Source organism: Niastella sp. sgz303648, assembly GCF_059587045.1.
The window spans coordinates 123,452-144,056 of the sequence record NZ_JCAPSW010000002.1 but is presented as its reverse complement, the minus strand read 5'-3'; the positions used below and the strand labels follow the sequence as shown (position 1 = coordinate 144,056).

General features: G+C 42.4%; 18 protein-coding genes. 6 read left to right on the top strand and 12 right to left on the bottom strand.

The features are described from left to right. Positions 1-159: 159 nt before the first annotated feature. Both AC59IL_RS05275 and AC59IL_RS05270 read right to left on the bottom strand, forming a co-directional pair. Positions 160-564: a c-type cytochrome gene (locus AC59IL_RS05275; RefSeq protein ID WP_496551047.1), complete on the bottom strand. Its 405-nt coding sequence runs from the start codon at positions 562-564 to the stop codon at positions 160-162. Positions 565-837: 273 nt separating this feature from the next. After that, positions 838-2,517 carry a sodium:solute symporter family transporter gene (locus tag AC59IL_RS05270; RefSeq protein WP_496551046.1) on the bottom strand — a complete coding sequence of 560 codons (1,680 nt, stop codon included), beginning with the start codon at positions 2,515-2,517 and terminating at the stop codon, positions 838-840. 189 nt (positions 2,518-2,706) lie between these two features. Here AC59IL_RS05270 and AC59IL_RS05265 point away from each other — a divergent pair, with 189 nt between their 5' ends. Then, positions 2,707-3,204: a hypothetical protein gene (locus tag AC59IL_RS05265; RefSeq protein ID WP_496551045.1), complete on the top strand. Its 498-nt coding sequence runs from the start codon at positions 2,707-2,709 to the stop codon at positions 3,202-3,204. A gap of 87 nt (positions 3,205-3,291) precedes the next feature. Here AC59IL_RS05265 and AC59IL_RS05260 read toward each other — a convergent pair whose 3' ends face one another. After that, positions 3,292-4,095 (bottom strand): polysaccharide deacetylase family protein, encoded by an 804-nt coding sequence (locus AC59IL_RS05260; protein ID WP_496551044.1) that lies wholly within the window; start codon positions 4,093-4,095, stop codon positions 3,292-3,294. Positions 4,096-4,446: 351 nt separating this feature from the next. Between AC59IL_RS05260 and AC59IL_RS05255 the strand changes: the two genes are divergently transcribed. The 3 genes from AC59IL_RS05255 to AC59IL_RS05245 all read left to right on the top strand — a co-directional run bounded on the left by AC59IL_RS05255 (position 4,447) and on the right by AC59IL_RS05245 (position 8,425). Continuing rightward, positions 4,447-6,756 carry a T9SS type A sorting domain-containing protein gene (locus AC59IL_RS05255; RefSeq protein ID WP_496551043.1) on the top strand — a complete coding sequence of 770 codons (2,310 nt, stop codon included), beginning with the start codon at positions 4,447-4,449 and terminating at the stop codon, positions 6,754-6,756. Positions 6,757-6,930: 174 nt separating this feature from the next. Then, entirely contained in the window at positions 6,931-7,218 is a 288-nt protein-coding gene (locus AC59IL_RS05250; RefSeq protein WP_496551042.1) for a GlsB/YeaQ/YmgE family stress response membrane protein, read from the top strand. A gap of 466 nt (positions 7,219-7,684) precedes the next feature. Beyond that, positions 7,685-8,425, top strand: coding sequence for a LytR/AlgR family response regulator transcription factor (locus AC59IL_RS05245; protein ID WP_496551041.1), 741 nt, complete (start codon positions 7,685-7,687; stop codon positions 8,423-8,425). A gap of 116 nt (positions 8,426-8,541) precedes the next feature. On the opposite strand, the gene AC59IL_RS05240 is transcribed toward AC59IL_RS05245, so the two are convergent. The 4 genes from AC59IL_RS05240 to AC59IL_RS05225 all read right to left on the bottom strand — a co-directional run bounded on the left by AC59IL_RS05240 (position 8,542) and on the right by AC59IL_RS05225 (position 15,934). Beyond that, complete coding sequence (locus tag AC59IL_RS05240) at positions 8,542-9,975, bottom strand: SusD/RagB family nutrient-binding outer membrane lipoprotein (protein ID WP_496551040.1); 1,434 nt, start codon at positions 9,973-9,975, stop codon at positions 8,542-8,544. Positions 9,976-9,994: 19 nt separating this feature from the next. Continuing rightward, entirely contained in the window at positions 9,995-13,240 is a 3,246-nt protein-coding gene (locus AC59IL_RS05235) for a SusC/RagA family TonB-linked outer membrane protein (RefSeq protein ID WP_496551039.1), read from the bottom strand. Between the two features lie 193 nt (positions 13,241-13,433). Beyond that, positions 13,434-13,649: a hypothetical protein gene (locus AC59IL_RS05230; RefSeq protein ID WP_496551038.1), complete on the bottom strand. Its 216-nt coding sequence runs from the start codon at positions 13,647-13,649 to the stop codon at positions 13,434-13,436. A gap of 14 nt (positions 13,650-13,663) precedes the next feature. After that, on the bottom strand, positions 13,664-15,934 hold the full coding sequence (locus AC59IL_RS05225; RefSeq protein WP_496551037.1) for a galactocerebrosidase: 2,271 nt from the start codon (positions 15,932-15,934) through the stop codon (positions 13,664-13,666). 199 nt (positions 15,935-16,133) lie between these two features. Here AC59IL_RS05225 and AC59IL_RS05220 point away from each other — a divergent pair, with 199 nt between their 5' ends. After that, positions 16,134-16,553 (top strand): hypothetical protein, encoded by a 420-nt coding sequence (locus tag AC59IL_RS05220; RefSeq protein WP_496551036.1) that lies wholly within the window; start codon positions 16,134-16,136, stop codon positions 16,551-16,553. A gap of 151 nt (positions 16,554-16,704) precedes the next feature. Here AC59IL_RS05220 and AC59IL_RS05215 read toward each other — a convergent pair whose 3' ends face one another. From AC59IL_RS05215 to AC59IL_RS05195, 5 genes are read right to left on the bottom strand one after another with little or no spacing between them, the layout of a single operon-like run. After that, positions 16,705-17,586: a DUF5777 family beta-barrel protein gene (locus tag AC59IL_RS05215; RefSeq protein ID WP_496551035.1), complete on the bottom strand. Its 882-nt coding sequence runs from the start codon at positions 17,584-17,586 to the stop codon at positions 16,705-16,707. Positions 17,587-17,602: 16 nt separating this feature from the next. Then, positions 17,603-18,151, bottom strand: a complete 549-nt coding sequence (locus AC59IL_RS05210) for a YceI family protein (RefSeq protein WP_496551034.1) — start codon at positions 18,149-18,151, stop codon at positions 17,603-17,605. Positions 18,152-18,180: 29 nt separating this feature from the next. Continuing rightward, a complete protein-coding gene (locus tag AC59IL_RS05205; RefSeq protein WP_496551033.1) occupies positions 18,181-18,600 on the bottom strand; it encodes an OB-fold protein in 420 nt (139 codons plus the stop codon). A 12-nt stretch (positions 18,601-18,612) separates the two neighbouring features. Further along, positions 18,613-19,005, bottom strand: a complete 393-nt coding sequence (locus tag AC59IL_RS05200) for a hypothetical protein (RefSeq protein WP_496551032.1) — start codon at positions 19,003-19,005, stop codon at positions 18,613-18,615. A gap of 7 nt (positions 19,006-19,012) precedes the next feature. After that, positions 19,013-19,402, bottom strand: coding sequence for a hypothetical protein (locus AC59IL_RS05195; RefSeq protein ID WP_496551031.1), 390 nt, complete (start codon positions 19,400-19,402; stop codon positions 19,013-19,015). Between the two features lie 336 nt (positions 19,403-19,738). Between AC59IL_RS05195 and AC59IL_RS05190 the strand changes: the two genes are divergently transcribed. Next, a complete protein-coding gene (locus AC59IL_RS05190) occupies positions 19,739-20,503 on the top strand; it encodes a LytR/AlgR family response regulator transcription factor (RefSeq protein ID WP_496551030.1) in 765 nt (254 codons plus the stop codon). Positions 20,504-20,605: the final 102 nt, after the last annotated feature.

Below are 20,605 nucleotides of genomic sequence, written 5' to 3'. Positions count from 1 at the left end.
CTGATGCGGGAATTTAGTGATTTCAGCAAGGGTGGGTATCCTGAGAGGAACTCACCCTTTGCATTTTTTGTTTCTCGCAAAGGCGCTAAGGCGCTAAGTTGATCGCTTCACGATCCCTACTCGCCACTACACCACTTGCCACTGCCTATTGCCCATTGCCTATTGCCTTTTACTCCTCACCTGCACAGCCGTAATTGCTTTTGCCTTATTGCCCCAGCTGTTGCGCACAAAGTTCAATACATCGGCCACCTGCTGATCGGTTAACTGGGTTTGAGGGGGCATATCGAGGTTATACATCTTTCCGTTCACGGTTATTTCGCCATTCAATCCGTTCACCACAATACCAATGGCCCGGCTTGCATCTTTCAGTAAAAAATCTGATTTTGCCAGCGGCGGATATAAACCCGGCTGGCCCAGTCCATTATCCATATGACAGATATGACAAATGTTTTTGTATACTTCCTCTCCGCGTTTTACACTTTGCGACAGTGAATTGTTTTGCGAAAAAACCAGCCAGCAGCTACCCATTAATAATATAATTACAATCAGCGCCCTTTTAATCATAGGTACAAAATTGAGTGTTGCTATAAGACAACAATGATACCTGTTCCCTATGGAATAACGTATAATTTTATCCACATACCTTTTAGGAAATAGCACCCGGAATCAAAATCATCGGGGCAAATGCAGATCACAAAAAATCTGCGGCTTAATGTTTACCCCCTCCATTTATCCTGCACCCCCATAAATAATAAAATAAAAATGCATTTATTTCAACAAACCTGGCCTGGCTTATTGAAATAAATGCATCGGTAATGTATAGTAAACCAGCCCCTGTTACCAGAAAGCCGTATATAAGGCAACCAGCAACCCGATGATGATCAAAGCGCCAACGGCAAAACCAGTAGAGGTTTTGAACATTTTGGCATCTATTACCAACCCGTGCGGGGTTACGCCTTTTCTGTTTTCGATGATACTTATAATATACATGCCTATTATACAAAGCACAAATACGATCGCCATTCTGTCGAGGAACGGAATTTCAAATACTCCTTTTGCATTCGCCACCGCAAAACCTGCGGACTGCAGAAAATCAAGATTGATAATACCGGGCAGGAACTTGAGTACTACAGAAAATATAAAACCGCCAATGGTAGCGAACAACGCGGCATTGGATGTAGTTTTTTTCCAGAAGAAACCCAACAGGAACATGGCGAAAATACCGGGCGATACAAAACCGGTATATTCCTGTATGTACTGGAATCCCTGCTTGCCTTCGCCCATCAGGGCATCACCCAAACCCAGTGTAAGCAGAATACCGATAAAGGTAGAAACAACAATAGCGACCTTACCCATATTCACTAATTTTTTTTCAGAAGCCTCTTTGTTGTACACCTTTTTATAAATGTCCAGCGTAAAAATGGTGCTGATGCTGTTTACTTTGGCGGCCAGTGAAGCAATAACGGTTGCCGCAAAAGCCGCTACGGTAACGCCTTTTACACCGGCAGGCAGCAACTTTAATAATGCGGGATAGGCTTTATTGCTATCGGCAACGGTCTGTCCATCCTTGGTAATATCGATCAGCGAATTGTCGATCATACTATGCTGATACAAATAGTAAATAGCAATACCGGGAATTACAATAATAACCGGCATGAGCATTTTTAAAAAAGCGGCAAACAAAATGCCTTTTCTGGCCACGGGCAAACTGGCGCCCAGGGCACGCTGCGTAATGTACTGATTGCATCCCCAGTAGTTCAGGTTGGCGATCCACATACCACCGATCAGTACACTTATGCCCGGAAGATCTTTATAAAACGGACTGTCTTTTTTAAATATCATATGAAAATGGTCCGAGGTATCTGACCGCAGTATAGAAAAACCTTTTACAATACCACTTCCTCCGCCAATCAGATTTAATGAAATATACAGGGCTATAAAACCGCTTACTACTAAAAAGAACACCTGTATGGCGGATGTATATCCAACAACTTTCATTCCGCCCAATGCAATAAAAACTGAAAAGATCGCCAGTATAAACACACAAAGCGTAAAGTCCCACCCTGTAATACCTGAAATCGCTACTGCTCCGAGGTAAAGTATCGACAACAGGTTAACAACAATATACAGCAGCAACCAGAATACGGCCATGATCAGGGCTACACTGGAATTGTATCGCTCATTCAAAAATTGCGGCATGGTAAATATCCTGTTCTTCAGGTACACAGGCATAAAGAATACCGCAACGATGATGAGGGTAAGCGCGGCCATCCACTCATAGGAAGAAATGGCAAGCCCCAGTTGAAAACCCGATCCGCTCATACCGGTCATTTGCTCGGCAGAAATGTTCGAAGCGATCAGCGATGCGCCGATGGCCCACCAGCTGAGCGAGCCTTCTGCCAGGAAAAAGTCGGCAGATGAAGCTTCAGCCTGCTTTTTACGCTTGTAGATCCAGTAGCCGTAAAAAGAGACTATGATAAAATACAGGAGTATAATGATCCAGTCAATCTGTAGCATAAGTATGTTTTTTTATGTTTTCTATAGTTTGAATTTTATGTTGAATTGTCGAAGGTGAACCAGAAATCTTATACGGAGGCTGATTATAGTCATTACCAATACCCCTTTTTGATCACCTTTTCAGGGCCTGTATGCAACCACCCGCCTATCGGGGTGTTATGCGTATCTTTATAATTCAAAAACCCGGCTATGAAACGGAGTGATCAGGAATTTGAACAGGCATTGGATGCCGCCCTCGGTAAAGCCAGGTATTATGTTGATGCCGAAGAAAAAAAAGAAGGCGAGCGATATTTCTGGTTTCCGAACGAGGGCGATAGCATGACTGATAATACCCACCGGTCGATCCCCGCCGGAAGCCTTGTACTGGGCAGATTGTTACCGGTAACCAGTGTAAGAGACATTCCACTTCACCGGCCTATAGTTGTGATCATCAACGATAACGGCCGGCAATATTGCCTGCTAAAAAGCGCCTGCGCCATTACAACCAACGAAGCACCCGATGCCGATGCCAATACCAATTCAGAAGAATTTTGTTTGCGAAGTTATAACCCGTCGCCCCGGTGCGATGATTTTTGGCTGCCCTTCTTTTGCGTGAAATTCATGTTTGTAGTTGAGCGGGTGAAACGCCCCGATGGCAGTGAGTTTGTTCCCAAAGAAGAAGAAGTAATCAGAAAAAGAAACCGTTGAATTAAGCCAGGTTTTACCGCAGGAGGGCACAGATAAAAATTAGTTGCCGGTTGCCAGTTACCGGGAACCGGCAACTGGTAACATTGGTTATCCTTTGTGCAACAGCTTCACAAATTTTTCCAAAGAAATGGTGCCATTAACCGGCAGCCGCTGAATCAATAAATAATTCTGCAGAGGCAATTCGTTCAGGCGGTTGCCTGTTTGAAAGGCCAGCGCAATTTTATTTTTGGTAAGTGTTTTCAAAAGCCGGTACCGCTTTAACGGATTCAAGGTGGGAAATGTGCCCTGCGAAAAGGCCATGCATGACTGAAAAGGAATCCTCATCGATTGCAGCAGATCAATACTCTTTACGATATCAACATTAATTTCATCAATCGATAAGTCGTTAAAGTTTTTATTATCGAACGACTGAAAACCAAATTCTATCAACTGCGGATCAATGGCGTTAATATCTTTCAGGTGCAGATATTCATTAGCTATTTCAATAGTTTGTTCATTTTCGTTTTGCACCAGAGAAGGTACCAGGAATATATTGGCCTTCATGCCGTAGTTTTTCAACAGCGGATACATAAGCGTATAATTGTTACGATATCCGCCATCAAACGTTATTAAAACAGGATTGGGAGGTAACGGTTTTCCGGAATGAGCATATTTGATCAGCTCATTTAAAAATACGGGACAATAACCCTCATTAAGAAGGTAATTAAAATGAGATTCGAGCCGGGTTACATCGATTGTTGTTTCATTGGTATTATTGTCATTATCCGAAACGCTGCGATACAGTAATACCGGTAAGCGCGGACGATTACGCAAATAATACCTCTTCAACACAAACCATGCGATAAGGGCTATTATTACAAAAATATACCAGTAGAGGATTCCGTTCAACATAGGTTTATTGACACCTTAAAATTACATAATTAAGCACTTTGACCGGGGTATTGTTCTTCACAAAAGATATCTGACTGAATATGAATACAATACCAACTCATTACAATTTCTTTAAATAAGTTCCTGAAGTTATCATTATATAATGTAGAACATTTTAATAAGTATTTATAAAATATTTTAGGTCATTTAATAAATCCTTCGTTAATGTATAACTGCTTTATAATAAGATTACTTTAAAATTTATCCACATCTATTTCATTGTGGGAACAATAAAGAGTATGTTTACACCGATTATATTACTTGTTTTTCCCGTGTGTAAATCCGGAACCCTTTATGTTAAAACTTAATCCCTTGAAAGCCCTGCTTCTATCCCTATTGCTATGCAGTATGGCTGCAGGCCTGCATGCACAATCAATGACGCTCACCAAATCTGTAATAAACTTTACAATAGGCGGTGATGGTTCATTAGCATCAGATGGTGATGTATTGATATATACAATCACCGTTAAAAACACCTCTTCGAGCAATTTTACCGCCTCCAAACTATACGATAATATCCCGGCAGGGGTATCGTATGTAGCCGGCTCAACAACGCTGAATGGTTCAGCTGTTGCCGATGTGAGTGGTAAAATGCCCTATGCCAATGGAGGGCTCATCAATACATCATCGAATGGCTCAGGGATATTAGGAGTTAATAAAACGGCTACTATTACTTTCAGTGTTACGGTTACCGCCAATGCCGGAAGTATTAGAAACACCGCAACCGTTGATGCTACCTACAATAGTAACACTTCGTTTGTTAAACAATCCAATACGGTATTTACGAATCTTATTGAGGATGCACTGTGTTCAACCATTTTCCAGAGTACCGGCGCCACACCAACAAGCAACGTATATACCCAGCTCAGAGATGTAGACCCTACTACAGGGCAGGCAACAACTGTTTATTACAACGGTACATCGGGCCCCTGTTATAATGCCAATACCGGCGCAGCGCTTACAAGCGGCACTTTGTATGCGACCCCGGCAGCCATTGCCTACGACAAAAGTAAGAACCGCATCTATTTTGTGAACCAGGGCACCAGCTCGCCGCCGCTCGGTTATATCGACTTAAACTATTCAACGCCCCGTGCTTATTCTTATGTTGGATATCCGCTTGAAACAAGTACCTGCGGAGGCTGCGGCATCAACCGTATGGGTTTTTCTTCGGATGGTTATGGATATGCCCTCACCTCCAATGCAAACGATCTTATACAATTTTCTATCAACTCATCGAATGTACCTGTCATCAATCGATTAGGATCGCTGATCAACGATGCTTCCAATACTTCCTCACACGATATTTTATCTGAACAGGGGGGAGATATTTTTGGCGACGGTTCAGGAAAGCTGTACCTGATTGCGCATTCGGGCGCTATGTACAAAATAAACCCTTCAACACGAGTAGCCGTTTACCTCGGCACCACCAGTCCTTCGCCCGGCGATTCCTATTCGCTGGCTATCGAAGCTTCGGGTGATGTATATGTTGGCGGAGGTTATCAGAGTGTGCTTAAAGTTGACCTGAACACCATGGCCTTAACACAGGTTAACAGCGGTACCACCAATGTTTATTGGGCCGGTGATTATACCAGTTGTTCTTTCCCGGTATTATCGCCTTTGATAACTGCCAGTAAAACATTCGTAAATGTAAATGGAAGTTCAACGGTAGTGGGTGGCGATACCGTTAAATATATCATTACAATAAAAAACAGCGGTAATCTTAATGCTGCCGTTGTAAAACTGTATGATTATATTCCTTCTTCAACACATTACCTGGCTGGCTCAACAACCCTGAACGGTTCAGCTGTGTCAGATGTTAGCGGGGCCATGCCATATTCTGTTACAGGAGGCACCTATGTAAATACTGCAGGAGAGCAGGCCGGCATCCTGAAGCCCGGTGCAGCCAATGCAGCGGTAGTAACCTTTAAAGTGGTTACCGAGCCGTTAAAAACAGTTTGTAACCAATCGAAAATTACCCTGCTCGACGATGATGGCAATATCATATTTGTTAACTCAAGCGATCCCGATAGCGTTGGCCAAACGCCTACCTGTTTTGTTACCGATCAGTTGCTGATCTTAAATGATCTGAAATTCAAAGGCAGTCTAAACAACGGACAGTCGCTTTTAAACTGGTCGATGACGGGAGATGAAAATGTAGCTTACTACGAAATTGAATACAGCGAAACCGGCAGTTCATTTACAACGCTGGGAAAAGTACCCGGCAAAGGAAATACCGGCGTCCTCAACAGCTACCGGTACACAGATGTTACCAACAACCTGTCGGCCATACGTTACTACCGGTTAAAGATTGTACAAAACGGCGGCAGCAGCAGCTATTCGGGCATTATAAGGCTCGATGTAAACGGAATGAGTATACAGGTAGTACCTAACCCGTTTGATAAAAGTTTGAACCTGCAATTGCAGTTAAAAACCCAACAGTCGATTCAGATACGGTTACTCGATTTATCGGGCCGGCCGGTTTATACAACCAATGAATTGTTAGGGGCGGGCAATCATTCGCTCAGTATTAATTTGCCGGCGGGCATTGCAAAAGGCATGTACGTACTGGATGTATCGTCAGGAAATACCCTGTTATTCCATAAAAAATTGCTGAAACAATAGATCCGGAAAATAACAGCAATTATAATCACACACACGTCCCGCCATGGTTTCGTTCATGGCGGGATTTTTTTATTGCAAATTTTCAATACATTTATATAAGCACTTACCCGTTTTTGGCAAACCTGCAACTACGGCACCCAAATTGCAATTATAACGATCAACAAAGCATTTGTTATGACACTTACCGAATTTCTGATCCTTCTTGTAATTGCCGCTATTTGCGGTTCGATAGGACAATCCCTGGCCGGTTACGACCTCGGCGGCTGCCTTGTTTCTATTGTGGTTGGTTTTATCGGCGCTTATATCGGACTGTGGATCGCCGGTAAATTCGGGTTGCCTGAAATCTTCGCTATTAAAGTGGGTGGAAAAACTTTTCCGGTTATTTGGGCTGTTGTAGGCTCGGCCGTTTTTACTTTACTAATTGCATTATTAAGAGGTGCGGTATTCGGAAGGCGACCTTAGCCTTCCTTCGACCCGCCAAAAGTTGGGCAGGCCCGCCGACAGTCAGGCAGGCTTTCGCCAGTGTCGAACACGTCGCTCAGGATTTCGACATTTACTGAAATATTCATTACAAAAAAATCATATCTGCGTTTTTTTGCTTTCACAAAAAACCAGGCAGTAGACACTGCCCGTTTTACACTTTTAAAAACTGTGCCGGATCTATGAGATTAAAAATCCGGCTTCGCATGAGATCTGCCTGTAAGTTCCTCCTCTGTTTTTAATATTCTTAATAAAACCGCCTGAAGCGGGGAAATTACCGAACAAAAACGAAATAATCAGGTTTAACGGTAACGTACAACCTCACTTCAACCCTTTATATACCGCATTTCATCGATAGCACAAACCATTTAGTGTAAAACAATCAATATCTTTATTGTATAACCGAAGCAGACTATAAGGGAAGCGCATCACACACCAACCTTAAGGTATGACCAAAGCTATTATCATCGAAGATGAACTACTGCAGGTTCGTCATCTGGTAAAACAACTTCATGAGGTTCGCCCGGATTTACAAATTGAAGAAGTGATTACCAGTGTGGCAGACGGAATTGCTTTTTTGAGCAGCGAAAGATCGCGGCCGGTTGATATCATTTTCAGTGATGTAAACCTTACTGATGGCGTTTGTTTCGATATCTTTAATAAAGTAAAAGTGAATACACCGGTAATTTTCACTACCGAATATGACAAATTTTTACTCGACGTTTTCAACTATAAACAAATGGCTTATATAATTAAGCCCGTTCGCAAACTGGCGCTTCACATTATACTGAATAAACTTTCACAACAACAGATATCGTCTGGTATGGAAAGCAATGAAGCTTCTGCGATACATAAAAAAAGACTGCTGGTAAATAAACGCGGGGAAGTGTATTCTTTGTTACGGCAGGATATTATTCTGTTCTATTCGCGAAATAAAACAGTACAGGTACTGGATAAAGAAGGCAAATGGTATTTTTCAGAAAGAAGTCTTACCGAACTCGATCTTATGTTAGACCCTGAAATTTTTTTCAGGGCCAACCGGCAATATATTCTCAACATTAATTACATCAAAAGCTTTTCCACCCACGAGAAAAATAAAATACAGGTAAACATTGCACATTATTTAACCCCGGTTATTGTAAGCCAGGATTCGGCCTCCTCTTTCCGTAGCTGGATGCAGAACGCTTAGCACTTCGATGGTTTGATTGTTTGATGGCTTGATTGTTGGGCTGTCGAGAATCTTAATGGTCTCAGAAACTCAGCAACCCAACAATCAAACAATTTAACCATCAAACAATTTGTCTGCTACGGCTTATCCCACCAAACCCTGTTATCGTGAACATCGCCACCAGGATAAGGCATGGCAGATACAGCGGCATTGTATGCTTCTTTATTCAAATTGTCTTCTGTTGTAGGATACGCATACCGGCGCGGAATTTTTCCGCTGGCATTCTGTGCATCCGGTGCAGGAAGAAGATCAGGCACACCGGTTCTGCGCCATTCATTCCAGGCAAACTGACTGCTTCCGAATAAAGCGATCCATTTTTGTTCCTGTATGATGTTGATGGTTACATCTGCGGCAGACGATACGCCAAGGGCTGCGAGGTAAGCCGTTGCATCGCCCGACACCCCCCATTGATCAAACGATTTTTGAATACCGTCGCGCAACAGTATATAGGCATCCTCACCCGTATTATAGCGCATTTGCGCCTCGGCCCTGAGCAGGTATACATAAGCAGCCGGTAAAATGGTAGCTGTTGAAGTTGCCTTTTTATAGTTCGTGCCATATGCTTTGCTATAATCGGGGTTGGTGTTTAACCAGGTAAGGTTATTCGCCCTGCTAAATCCGTAAGGTATCCCCTTCACCTTCCCTCCTACCGCTTCACCATATGCAAACACCCTGGGATCGCTATATGTATTCAGTTTTGTGCTTATAGTAGCAGCAATGGCTAATTCCGAAGCCCCTGTTAAATTATAAAAGGGATAATTGTACGTACCGCCGGGAAACTGCAATGCAAAATTCTGCGCATTTTCTTTTATATAACCACCGGCATCCTGTAATGCAGCAACAAATTCGGTTTTACTTTTATTGGCGTCAATTTTCGACAGGTTCATGGCAAGCGCCATGCGCAGGGAGTTGGCAAAGAATTTCCAGTTTGCCAGTTCGCCGTTATAAATAACATCGCCTTTAACAGCAGCGCCGGTATTTTCAAATCCGGCAATGGCTTCTTTTAATTCTTTGAGCAGGTCGTTATAAATATCCTGTTGTTTATCGTACTGAATTTTTGGAACACCCTGCAACGCATTGCTATAAGGGATATCGCCATATCTGTCGGTAAGCGACATATATATGTATGCTTTCAATATCCTTGCAATCTGAATCTGGTTCTTAGTATTGCCCGAAAGCGCTGCAGGATCCGGATTAGCCGTATTTACATCAATCATCGATTTTAAATCCATAAGCGGCCCTGAGTATAAATCGTCCCAACCCACATTGGTTTGCGCATACAACTGGTCGCCGGGGTATTGCACCTGCGAATAAAATTGTGTGTAATACGACATATTGCTCGACATGCCTACCGTGGCCAGGGTACTCTGGGCTTTTGTAAGCAACGCCGAGGTCACGGGTTTATCCGATTCGTTTGGATTAACATTGGTATCGCCAAACTTTTTGCAGCCTGAAATCATTAAAAGACCAGGCATCAGAAATTTATATAAGATCGATTTGCTTTGTGTCATAAATAATTCCTTTTTTAAATTAAAATCCAACTTTTAATGTGAGGCCATAAGACCGGGCCGGTGGCAGCTGACCCGATTCGCCATACAAACCAACAAACTCAGAAGGATCGAAGTTTTTGTTGGCAGTATATATCAGCCAGGGATTTCTTGCAAAGGCCGACAGCTGCAGGTTTTGCAGGTATTTTGAAAGGCTTCCCATTGTTTTTACCGGGAAGGCATATCCCAGGCTCACTTCACGTAGCTTTACAAAACTGGCGTCGTGCACATAATTTTCATGCACCGCATTACCACCATTTCCAATAAAATAATCAATGGCCTCAACATACATATCGACCGGCGCTTTATTATTATCCACGCCTTTTAAATGAATACCACCGCCATCGGCAACCGGGTCACGAACAGGTTTTCCTTTGTCGTTTAAACCGGCTGTGTTGGCATATAATCCTGAATAAGATCCCCAGAATTCAGAAAGGGAATAATATTTACCGCCTTTGCTGAAATCTACCGATAAAGCAAGGGTGATATTTTTATAGGAGAACTGGTTAAAAACGCCTCCTGTGAAATCGGGCAACACGGTTCCGAAATTTTTATTGTTTTCGAAAGCATATAAACCAGTAGCCGGATTAATAACGGGCTTTCCATCTATATACTGAATACCTCTTCCTCTTAACTGACCCCATTCGCCTCCGGCAACATGCGTGGCCACGGGAGCGTAATCGGCATAGCCACGGCTTTCCCTGTTGTAATCGCTTCTTCCTACTACGTATACATCGATACCGGGCGTCAACTCAATTACTTTCGATGTATTTCGGGCCCAGTTCACCATAGCTCTCCATTGAAAATTCTTTGTTTGAATGGCAGTGCCTTCCAAAGTCAGTTCCACCCCTTTTCTTTCGAGCTTACCGGCATTGATGATCTTGGTTTTAAAACCACTTGCCGATGCAATCGGTACTTCGAGTATTTCGTCTTTCTTTGTTTCGGTGTAATATGTTGCGTTGAAGCTTATGCGATTCTTTAAAAAACGCAGATCAATACCGGTTTCATAGGCCGAAGAAAGAGATGGTTTAATATTCGGGTCGATCAATCTATCGGGAACCGGCATAGTGATATTACCATTCCATGATCCCTGATCGATTTTATAAGTAAGCGCGGTATTGTAGGGATCAAGGTCAGAACCCACTTCTGCCCAGCTTCCTCTTACTTTAGCAAAGCTTAACCAGGGCAGTGTTGGATTCAGGAATTTTGTAAAAATAAAACCGGCGCCCACCGAAGGATACAAATACGAGTTGGCATTTACAGGAAGCGCCGAGCTCCAGTCGTTGCGCAATGAAAAATCAAGGATCGCAATGTCGTTCCAGTTAACAGAGCTTCGGCCATATACCGAACGAACTATTTTATTGGTGGTTATACTTTCGTTGAAGGGTGTTCCTTTACTATTGGCTATGGTAAACAAATCGGGAACTACCAACCCGCCACGGGTATTGTTGTTAAGATAAGTAACAACGTTTTTACGAATGTTACCGCCCACATTCACTTCTACAGAAAAATCGCCGAATTTTTCATCGTAGCTGCCAAGCAGTTCATAGTTGTTTTCGATTGTTTTTTTGAAATTCCTTTTATAAGTAGCCCGTACTGGTCTTGTAGTGGCATTTTCGTTATAAGCCAGCGGCGTTTGACCATCGGCAGTACTGATTTCAAAAATCACCGGTAATTTCGATTCATAATTTTCTTCATTCTGGCTTCGCCTTACAAAACCGGCCAGCTTTAAATGATTGGTAATTTTGTAACTCAATCCCACATCGCCAAAAAAGCGATCATTTTTTCGAACAGCTGAAGACAGTTCATAATAGGCAAAGGGATTCATCCAGTACAGGCTTCCGTTGTTGATGGTTTCGGGACTGATGCCATTGTGGTCATCGAGGTTCCAGTTGGTAAGTTTTCCGTCGGGAGATTTTAAAAAGCGTAATTCTTTTAAGATATTAATATCAAGGTCGCGGTGAAACCATTGGTTAAACGACCCCGATGCATTATTACCATAAGTATCAGAAAATTCTCCGTTTACTTTCTGGCTCACAAAATTGATATTGGCATGTGCAGTGAGCCGTTTCGTAAGGTCTACCGAAGCTTTTGTTGACAAAGCATGTTTATTCAAACTGGAATGAGGGATCAGTCCGGTTTCATTTTGATTGGTATAAGAAAAGCGTACACTGTAGCCATCGCCGGTTTTACTCAATGCTATATTATTAAGCAGCTGTAATCCCTTATCGTAAAAATCGCGAACGTTATTTTTTTGCGGCGTTAAATTAGCCGTTTTGAATGAATATTTTGTTCCCGGAAACCAGGCATACCAGGGAATGTATTCGCTGCCATCCATTTTGGGTCCCCAGGAAGCATCGTCGTAATACGTGTGGTACTTTTTTCCATCCAGCGGTTTCCATTCGTCTGGCATTCCCGTGGTCCATTTAAAAGTCTGAAAACCATAACCGGCTGTTCCGCCCGAATATTCGTTTTGATATTCAGGGGTAATACCTAATGTATTGAGCACAGCGCTTGAATTGAGCTCAACACCAACACCTGGTCTTTTCTTAGCCTCTTTGGTGGTGATCATGATCACACCCGCATCGGCCCGCTGGCCATAAATGGCGGTGGCGGCAGGGCCTTTTAAAACCTGAATTTCATCTACATCATCGAGGTTCAATGCACTGATATCGTCAATGGGGGTACCATCTACAATATACAAAGCACTTTTATCTTTGATAGAACCCACGCCCCTGATACGAATGCCTGAGTTCTCGCCTAATTTTGCTCCCGATTGTGAACGTATTTGTACACCGGCAATTTTACCTGCCAGGGCATTGTTCACATCTGTCATACGGGTTACGCTCAGCTTATCGCTTTTAATTCCCTGCGATGCATAGGAAAGCGCATCGGCCTTACGGCGAACACCCAGGGCCGTTACCACTACTTCCTCCATTTCATCTCCGCCCCGTTGCAAAACTATTTGCATGGTAACACCTGTAACGGCAACCGTTCGGGTTGCAAAACCAATGGCAGAAATAATGAGGCTGCCTTTATCTTTTATTTTGATGCTGAATGAGCCATCCGAATTAGTTTGTACCGCTCTTCGGGTGGCTTTGTCGAGGACTGTGGCGTAGGGAACAGGATCACCACTTTGATCCTGAACGGTACCCGTGACCGTTTTTTCCTGGGCATGCAATGTAATCATGACCATAAGCAGAATAGTCAGGCTTAGAATTTTCTTCATGTGTGTAGTTTTAAAGTTCTGTTAGACCCATAAAACTTACAAATCATTGCAATCCGAAAATAGCTTTCGCCCTCAAAACGAATTTTGTCTGCTTAATGACGGAATTTAGTAACCGAAAAACCGTCAATAATGTATCAGTAGTAAATAAATGAATAAATAAAAATTATTCGCAATAACTATGGGGTCATCAGCACTACATTCTGTAAACAGCCAGGCAGGCTGCCGCCAGCGTTAATATGATCAGGGCATAGTAAGCGGTTTTGGAGTAGGGCTTATTACCAAATTTTATATTTATAAGTGTAACAATGAGAAACATACTCGTTTTAGGAACCACCTTGTAATAATTAATATACGGATATTTCATTACTACCAGTAATACTCCGGTAACCAACAGCACAATGCCGAGCAAAAGGCCTTTGTGGGTTACCGGTTGCCAGTTACCGGTTTCCGGTTACCAGGAATCCGGGAACCGGTAACCGGATAAATAGGTTCAACGCCTTTTGCAATACTCCTGGCCACCACTTTGGCAGTACCTTGTTTGGCAATTACGAGGTTATCAAATTGTGCTGTACATCTGGCGCCGTTTTCATCGGCCGTCAGCAGTCCGGCCATTCCTTTTGTAAATGTTGTATCCATCGCCTGAAGCACCTGAACATTATCAACAAAGCCTTTTATGGTTGAACCTGCAAAACGCAGTTTCATTGTATGCCAGGTGTTGGCCGAAACTTTGGCTGCTTTGCCCGATGCCAGTAAGCGTGGTTTCACTTTACTATCCTGTGTTACGCAGTATAAGGCACAATCACCCTGTTCGGTCATAAGCATATAATAGCCATTCGGCTGGCAGCCGTATCCGGGGCCTGTAGCATTTACCCTGCCCATTAATCCTGCCGAACCTTTATTTTCGATATATACATCTGCATTTACATCATAGTTGTCCCAGCTGGAATCTCCTATAATCGTATAGGGCATCCATTCAGGGGCCCAGCTTTGTGGAATATCACGGATCACCTGGCGCAAACATTTTCCTTTTTTATCGGTACGTTCGGCAATTTCAAACACGCCGGCTATATCAGCCGTATAGTTTGGTAAATAGCCCCATTGTTTGGCATTTTTATATTCATCAAATGATTCGTAATAAGGCAATGGAAAAGGTTTTGAAACAGGAATTTTTTCAAATGATCCTTTTTGCTGTCCGCGGGTAGTTGAAACTGAATACACCGAATTGGGCTCAAGGGTTATTTCAAAACTTCCGTTCACAGGAACAATGTCGGCCTGTTTAATAAATTGAGCAGTGGCATTGCTTTTCCAAACGCACAGATTGCCGGCCGATAATCCCCCGGTAATATTACAGGTGATTTTCTGACTCTGCGATGCGCCTTTTGTTTCGATAATCATACTATAATCGCCGGTGGGTGATTTCAATGTTACGTATGTGCCACCTGCATTCAGTTTTCCGCAGGCGCCGTTTACATATTGCCAACCTGGTTCGGTGAATTGTCCGTAATGGGCATACCCCCACATCACTTCTCTTGTATAATAATGTCCACTCCAGGGTTCACGGGCGATCATGATAGCAGGCGTTTCGGCAAATGGTTCAATACTATAGGTTGAACCCACGAGGTACCAGTTCACAATTTTGGTAGCGCCGCTTTCGATAAAGTTTTTATTAAAAGATTCTACAAGACTTATTTCGCAATCAAAGCCTTCTTTATATACATGCTCTTCCGAATTCCAGATGGGCTTATTTAATTCACTGCTTAACTGAATAATATCGGGCGGCGTGGCTATTTCATACATGGTGTGGGCGCTCATAATATCTACGGATGCCCTTAATACAGAATCGGTTTTCATGTCTCTGCACCAGTCGAATTTATCTTTTGTCCAGTTATCGAACGCATGGATCTTTACATTCGCCAATCCGTTTGCGTTGAGCGTGCTGCGTAACTTCTTTACAAAATCATAGTTTACGCCTTTTTCATTGCGGCAACCTATGGCATCGAGTGTAAGACCATGAACATTTTTAAGTCCCTTTATCCATTTCACATAATAATCGCACATGTCCTGCGACCAGTATTGATTGTCACCTACCCAACGGGGAGCGCTCCATCCATTGGCATCGAGCGTTATGGCCGGATTTCTTTTTTTGGCTTCTTTCATAATCCACCATTCGTACCCGCGGTAATAATTTTCATCGTTCTTTGTGTGCATGTGGCTGGGCTCGCTACCTTGTGTTGAATTTCCATCACCGGGCACTTCAATCAATAAAGCTGATAACGAAGCACCGAACTTAGGTTTGAATAAAAGATCGAGCACCTCGTTTCGTTGCACTACCGGATAGTCTTTCAACAATACCGAGGTAGCGCCGCCGCCGCTTACAGCGCCGATACCATCAAAGCGTTTGCCCCCAGCATTACCATCAATAATGATCGATTGGGCTGTTGAATGCTGCAACTGAGCGAAGAATAGAAAAATGCTGAACACTAAACGCATAACGCCGAAGGCTGAAAACTTGCTTAGCGCCGAAGGCTTAACGCTGAAAGCCGAGTGTTGTATTTGCGTTTGGCATTCTGCGTTCAGCGTTTCGCGTATTGGGTTTTGCGTTTCGCGTTCCTCGTTCAGCGTTTTGCGTTCTGCGTTCAGCGTTTCGCATTCCGCGTTCTGCGTTTCGCGTTCTGCGTTTGGCGTCTGTATCATGGTATTTTTTTTCATTGGCACAATCTGCGCGCGAAAATACGGCAAAACAGATTGTAAAGAAATACCCCGCACCTGCTGAAATTATTCCTGAAAAAACTATAACCTTATAGATCGATGGAGTACATTTAATTTTTTAAAGAATAAATAGTTATGTTCCTCAAAAAGATACCCCCCCATAAATATTGTCCTGTTTTTTGTTATGCTGGGAGTAGTTGCAGCGGCAACGGTTGGAGTGATTAAATTTATAAAAGAGCAGGATGATCCCTATGATAACTATGTAGAAAATACTTTCAATGCAACCCTTAGCAAATATTATACAGATAGTTTGATGCAAACCCCGCTTGCCGAATTAGGCGCCATCAAAATACAGATATACGATTCTGTTGAAAACAGTCCCAAACACTATGTGCTATGCAGCATATCAACCTACGAAAAGGTATCATTGAACGAGGCAAAAAACAGGGCGATTTCCGACTTACTGTCTGTATTCCCTTATGAAACCTGGAACGGCGATTTTAAATATACTCATGTACAAATAAACAGGGTCCGGGTGGTGAAAATACCTTTGGGCCCAAAAGAATTGGAACAGGAAATTAAATGGGAGGATTTTTTTGATTAAAAACACTCAACGCTGAAGGCTTGACGCCGAAAACCGAATATAGTATTTATGTTGCACGTTTAGTGTTTTGCATTCTGCACTCTGCGTTCTGCGTTTTGCATTCGGCGTTCAGCGTTCTGCGCTCTGCGTTTTGCGTTCTGCGTTTTGCAATTTAACGGGATTTCCTTACGGTAAATACCCGCGATAAATTGAATCCAAAACGCACTTCTCCTTTTGCCCAGTTGCCTGTAGTATTGGTAATAAAGGCTTTTTCGTTCATACCTGTGGCATTGGAAAAATGCAATTGAAATACATGCCCGCCTGTTTCAATATCGAAACCTATAGATAAGGGGTCTTTGTACAATTTTTTATCGAGTCCTTTTACGATATAATGATAATCTGCAACAAAAGCTATTCGCTTTGATAGTTTGAACCGTGTTCCAATACCCAGGGCATACACGTCGTTTTCATCAGTAGCCAGTTGTACCAGGTTCCTATGTATAAAAAGCGGGGCCACCTGCAGGCTAAAGCGTTCACTGAACTTGCGGCCAAGGATCACTTCATTGTAAAATGCCATCCGGCTGCTGAAATAATTTTTCCGGGTGGTATCGCTCCACGACTGGGTACCCAGCGTTACACCACTTACCAAAACAATTGAAAATGGAAAAGAGCCCGGACCGGTAGATTGCCATACGGGGCAGAATTTGATAAATCCGTCTAGCTCTTTACCCACGTTGCTCCGGCCAAAACCTACGGTCAGATTGTTCAATATGCCATAATCCAAACCAAAACGCATGCTGGCCTGGTCAAGACCAAAGAGGTTATTCACACCCGAACTAACTTCACCAAAGCGATGCAGAATGCGAAAATCAAGCACGCCTTTACCTAAAAATTCTATAGAATGTCCGTTGATCACGCGGGAAGATTTAAATGCATTGGTAACCCGCTCTTTTTTTATCGTGTCGTTTTTGTCGACCAGAGACAATAAATCGTCCTGCGCAAACGCCATTTGCGAAACAGTTACCAGTAACAGTCCGAGCACCAATTTTTGCATGTTCCAATATTTAATTTTACCTGAGTACATTATAGTTACAGTTTACTTTTATGGTAACTGTTTGAGAAATTTTATCTTTTACCAGTGAGGGTATGTCTATTTTATAATCGGCCAGTAACACGGTAAATGAAGCATCCGAATGAACGGCTTCACCGGTTACTTTAAATGTGCCGGTTGTTTCTATTTCTTTTTTTACCCCATGCATATCCAGCACGCCTTTTACGGTTACCGGGTAACTGCCGTCTTTCTGAAAATTTACTTTATCTATATTGACAATTTTGCCTTTGAAAACCGATTTGGGGAATTTGTCGCTTTCCATATAATTTTCATTGAAGTGCTCCTGCATCAAAGCTCTTTTAAATTCGAACCCTTTTACCAGCACCGCAAACTCTATTTGACCGGTTCCGGCATCAAATACGCTGGTAGTGGATTTATTAATTCCATCAATATCCTCCCCTGTACCGGCAGCAAAATTTATTTGACCAGTTTTTGTAAAGTATCTTTTCTGTGAAAAAACCGGAAGTGCAAGAATGAATAATACAATAGCTATCAGCGTTTGCTTCATAGAATTAGCATTTAATTTTACAGGCAACCTTATTCCACAAGGCTGCATTTATTTAATACAACATCTGTTAACATGCCGGTGCATACTCCTTTTATACGTGCAGAGGAACCGGCTTTTATTTTTTTAACACCTTCATCATTTTGATAAAAACTGCAGGTTACAGCAGCAAGCTGGTCGTTGGTTTGCAGGTATACCGTTGCCTGTCCGCTGCTATCGGTTTGTATATCGGTGACCGTTCCTGTCACAATCAATACCTTGTCAACATATTTCGCGTTGCCGGCCATTTCGTTCTGCTGAAATGCTTTTAACAGATCAACTGCAGTTATTTCAATACCGCCCTTTTGCTTTCTTATATCAGGAGGTGCTTTTTGATACTGGTACCATCCATAGCCTGCCCCTGCAAGCGCCAGTATGATCACTACTGTTACTATTTTTTTCCATGAACGCATAGTGGGTATCGTTTAGTTATTAGGTGTGCCCGAGCTGATCCAGCATTTTAAGATGGCTATTTCTTCTGATGACAGCGCCGTTCCGGGCGGCATTGTTTTTTCAACAATCGCCCGTTGGTTGATCCTGTCGGCTTTTGCTTTGATCTGGTCAAAGGTTTCCAGCACCGTACCACCTGCTGCACTTTGTGCATTGTGACAACCGGAAGTACCGCATTTGCCCGTTATAATTGGTTGCACTTTGCTGAAAGTGGCTGATACTGTAGAACAGTCAACAGCGCTGTTAGGGTAAAGTAAATCAGCTTTATCGTAATAACAGCCTGTCATTGCTATAGTCATTACAGTTATAACAGGCAAAATGAGCCATCCCCTCCTGTTTGGCAGGAATGGTATTCGTTGGATATTCATATAAGTTTTAGTTATTTGCGGACCCGGCCTGGACCCATTTTTCAATTTGAAGTATCTGGCAACCCGTTGGTTTATTACTTCCCGGTGGCATTGGTTTATATCCTGTTGCCTGTTTAATACTGCCCAGCAGCCTTCCATTAAGGGCAACAACCTTTACACTGTCGTAGTTACTTAAATCTATTCCTGCACGGGAAGTGGTAGCGTTATGGCATTTTATACAATAGGTAGTCATCAGCGGCGCCACGGCGCCTGAATAAGTAAATACAATGGTGCCGCAGGTATCGTTGTTTACCGGCGGGTTATTACCATCGTCTTTGTTCGTTATCGGAATTTCATGTTTACAGGTTGCAACAAGGAGCGCTGTTATAACAAACGAAATAATCAGACCTGATTTCACAGTAGTTTTCATAAGATTATAAAACGGACAAGATCATCCGCTTTTGTTATAAACTCAATTTCTATGCAGATATTATCATGATATAGTTTCAAAATACTCATTGGTAGAAATTCAATTCCGGATAGCCGTTTTTTACAGGCTGAGTGGTAAAACTTTTTTTATTAAAAAGATCAATAATGTCAAAAATATTGCACAGGATGATATATTGTCAGTTTAACAATAAACAGCAGCCATCAGTACTGGCAGCTATTAAAAATAACTTAATGTGAAAACAAATGAAATAAAATTCAGCAACCAAAAGAAAGAAAACGGCGTATAAGTTGTTATATAAACAATATGCGCATACTAATTATCGATCAGGATTCCCAGGCTATAAAACATCTTGAAAAATTATTAAATGAGATTGCGCCTGCAATGAAAATAAGCGGCTATTGCAGGGATATTAAAACTGCCGCACATTGGCTTCAAAAAAATCAACTGCCCGATCTGATCTTCTCAGTAATAGAGTTGCCCGATGGGTTAAGTTTTGACATATTTAATAATTTAAGGGAAAAACCACCGGTAATTTTCATAGGCGAATATGAGAAAAATGCGATTGATGTATTTAAGGCTAATGGTATCTATTATTTGTTGAAGCCTGTCAAAAAAGAAGAACTAACAGAAGCGCTTAACCGGTATGAAACTTTTTTTTCATCTATGAAGCCTGAAACAACAATTAAACCTGCCACAATAACCGGTAAGGTTTCGTATCAGGAAAGATTTCTGGTGACTATAGGCCGGCAAATGAAATTAGTACCGGCAGAAGAGGTGGCCTATTTTTTCACAGAAAATAAAATTGTTTACCTGGTTACTTTTCAGCATGTAAAATACAATACGGGTTTTACGTTGGAACGCCTGGAGCAGCAACTGAACCCTTCCCTGTTCTTTCGCATCAACCGGCAGTTTATCATTAATATTTCTGCTATAGAAAAGTTATTGCCTGCCAGCAAATCAAGAATGCAGGTTGTATTGAAGCCCGAAACTATCCACGACACGATCACCAGCTTTGGCCGCACCGAATCATTTTGTAACTGGATGTTGGGCGGCTTTGAAATGGCATGAATGTAACGGCATTCCGGCCCGGGCAGCACTTGCCCCAACATTCCCTTATTTCACCACAATTGTTTTAACGCCAAACGGTGCATTAAAACTATAACTGCTTAA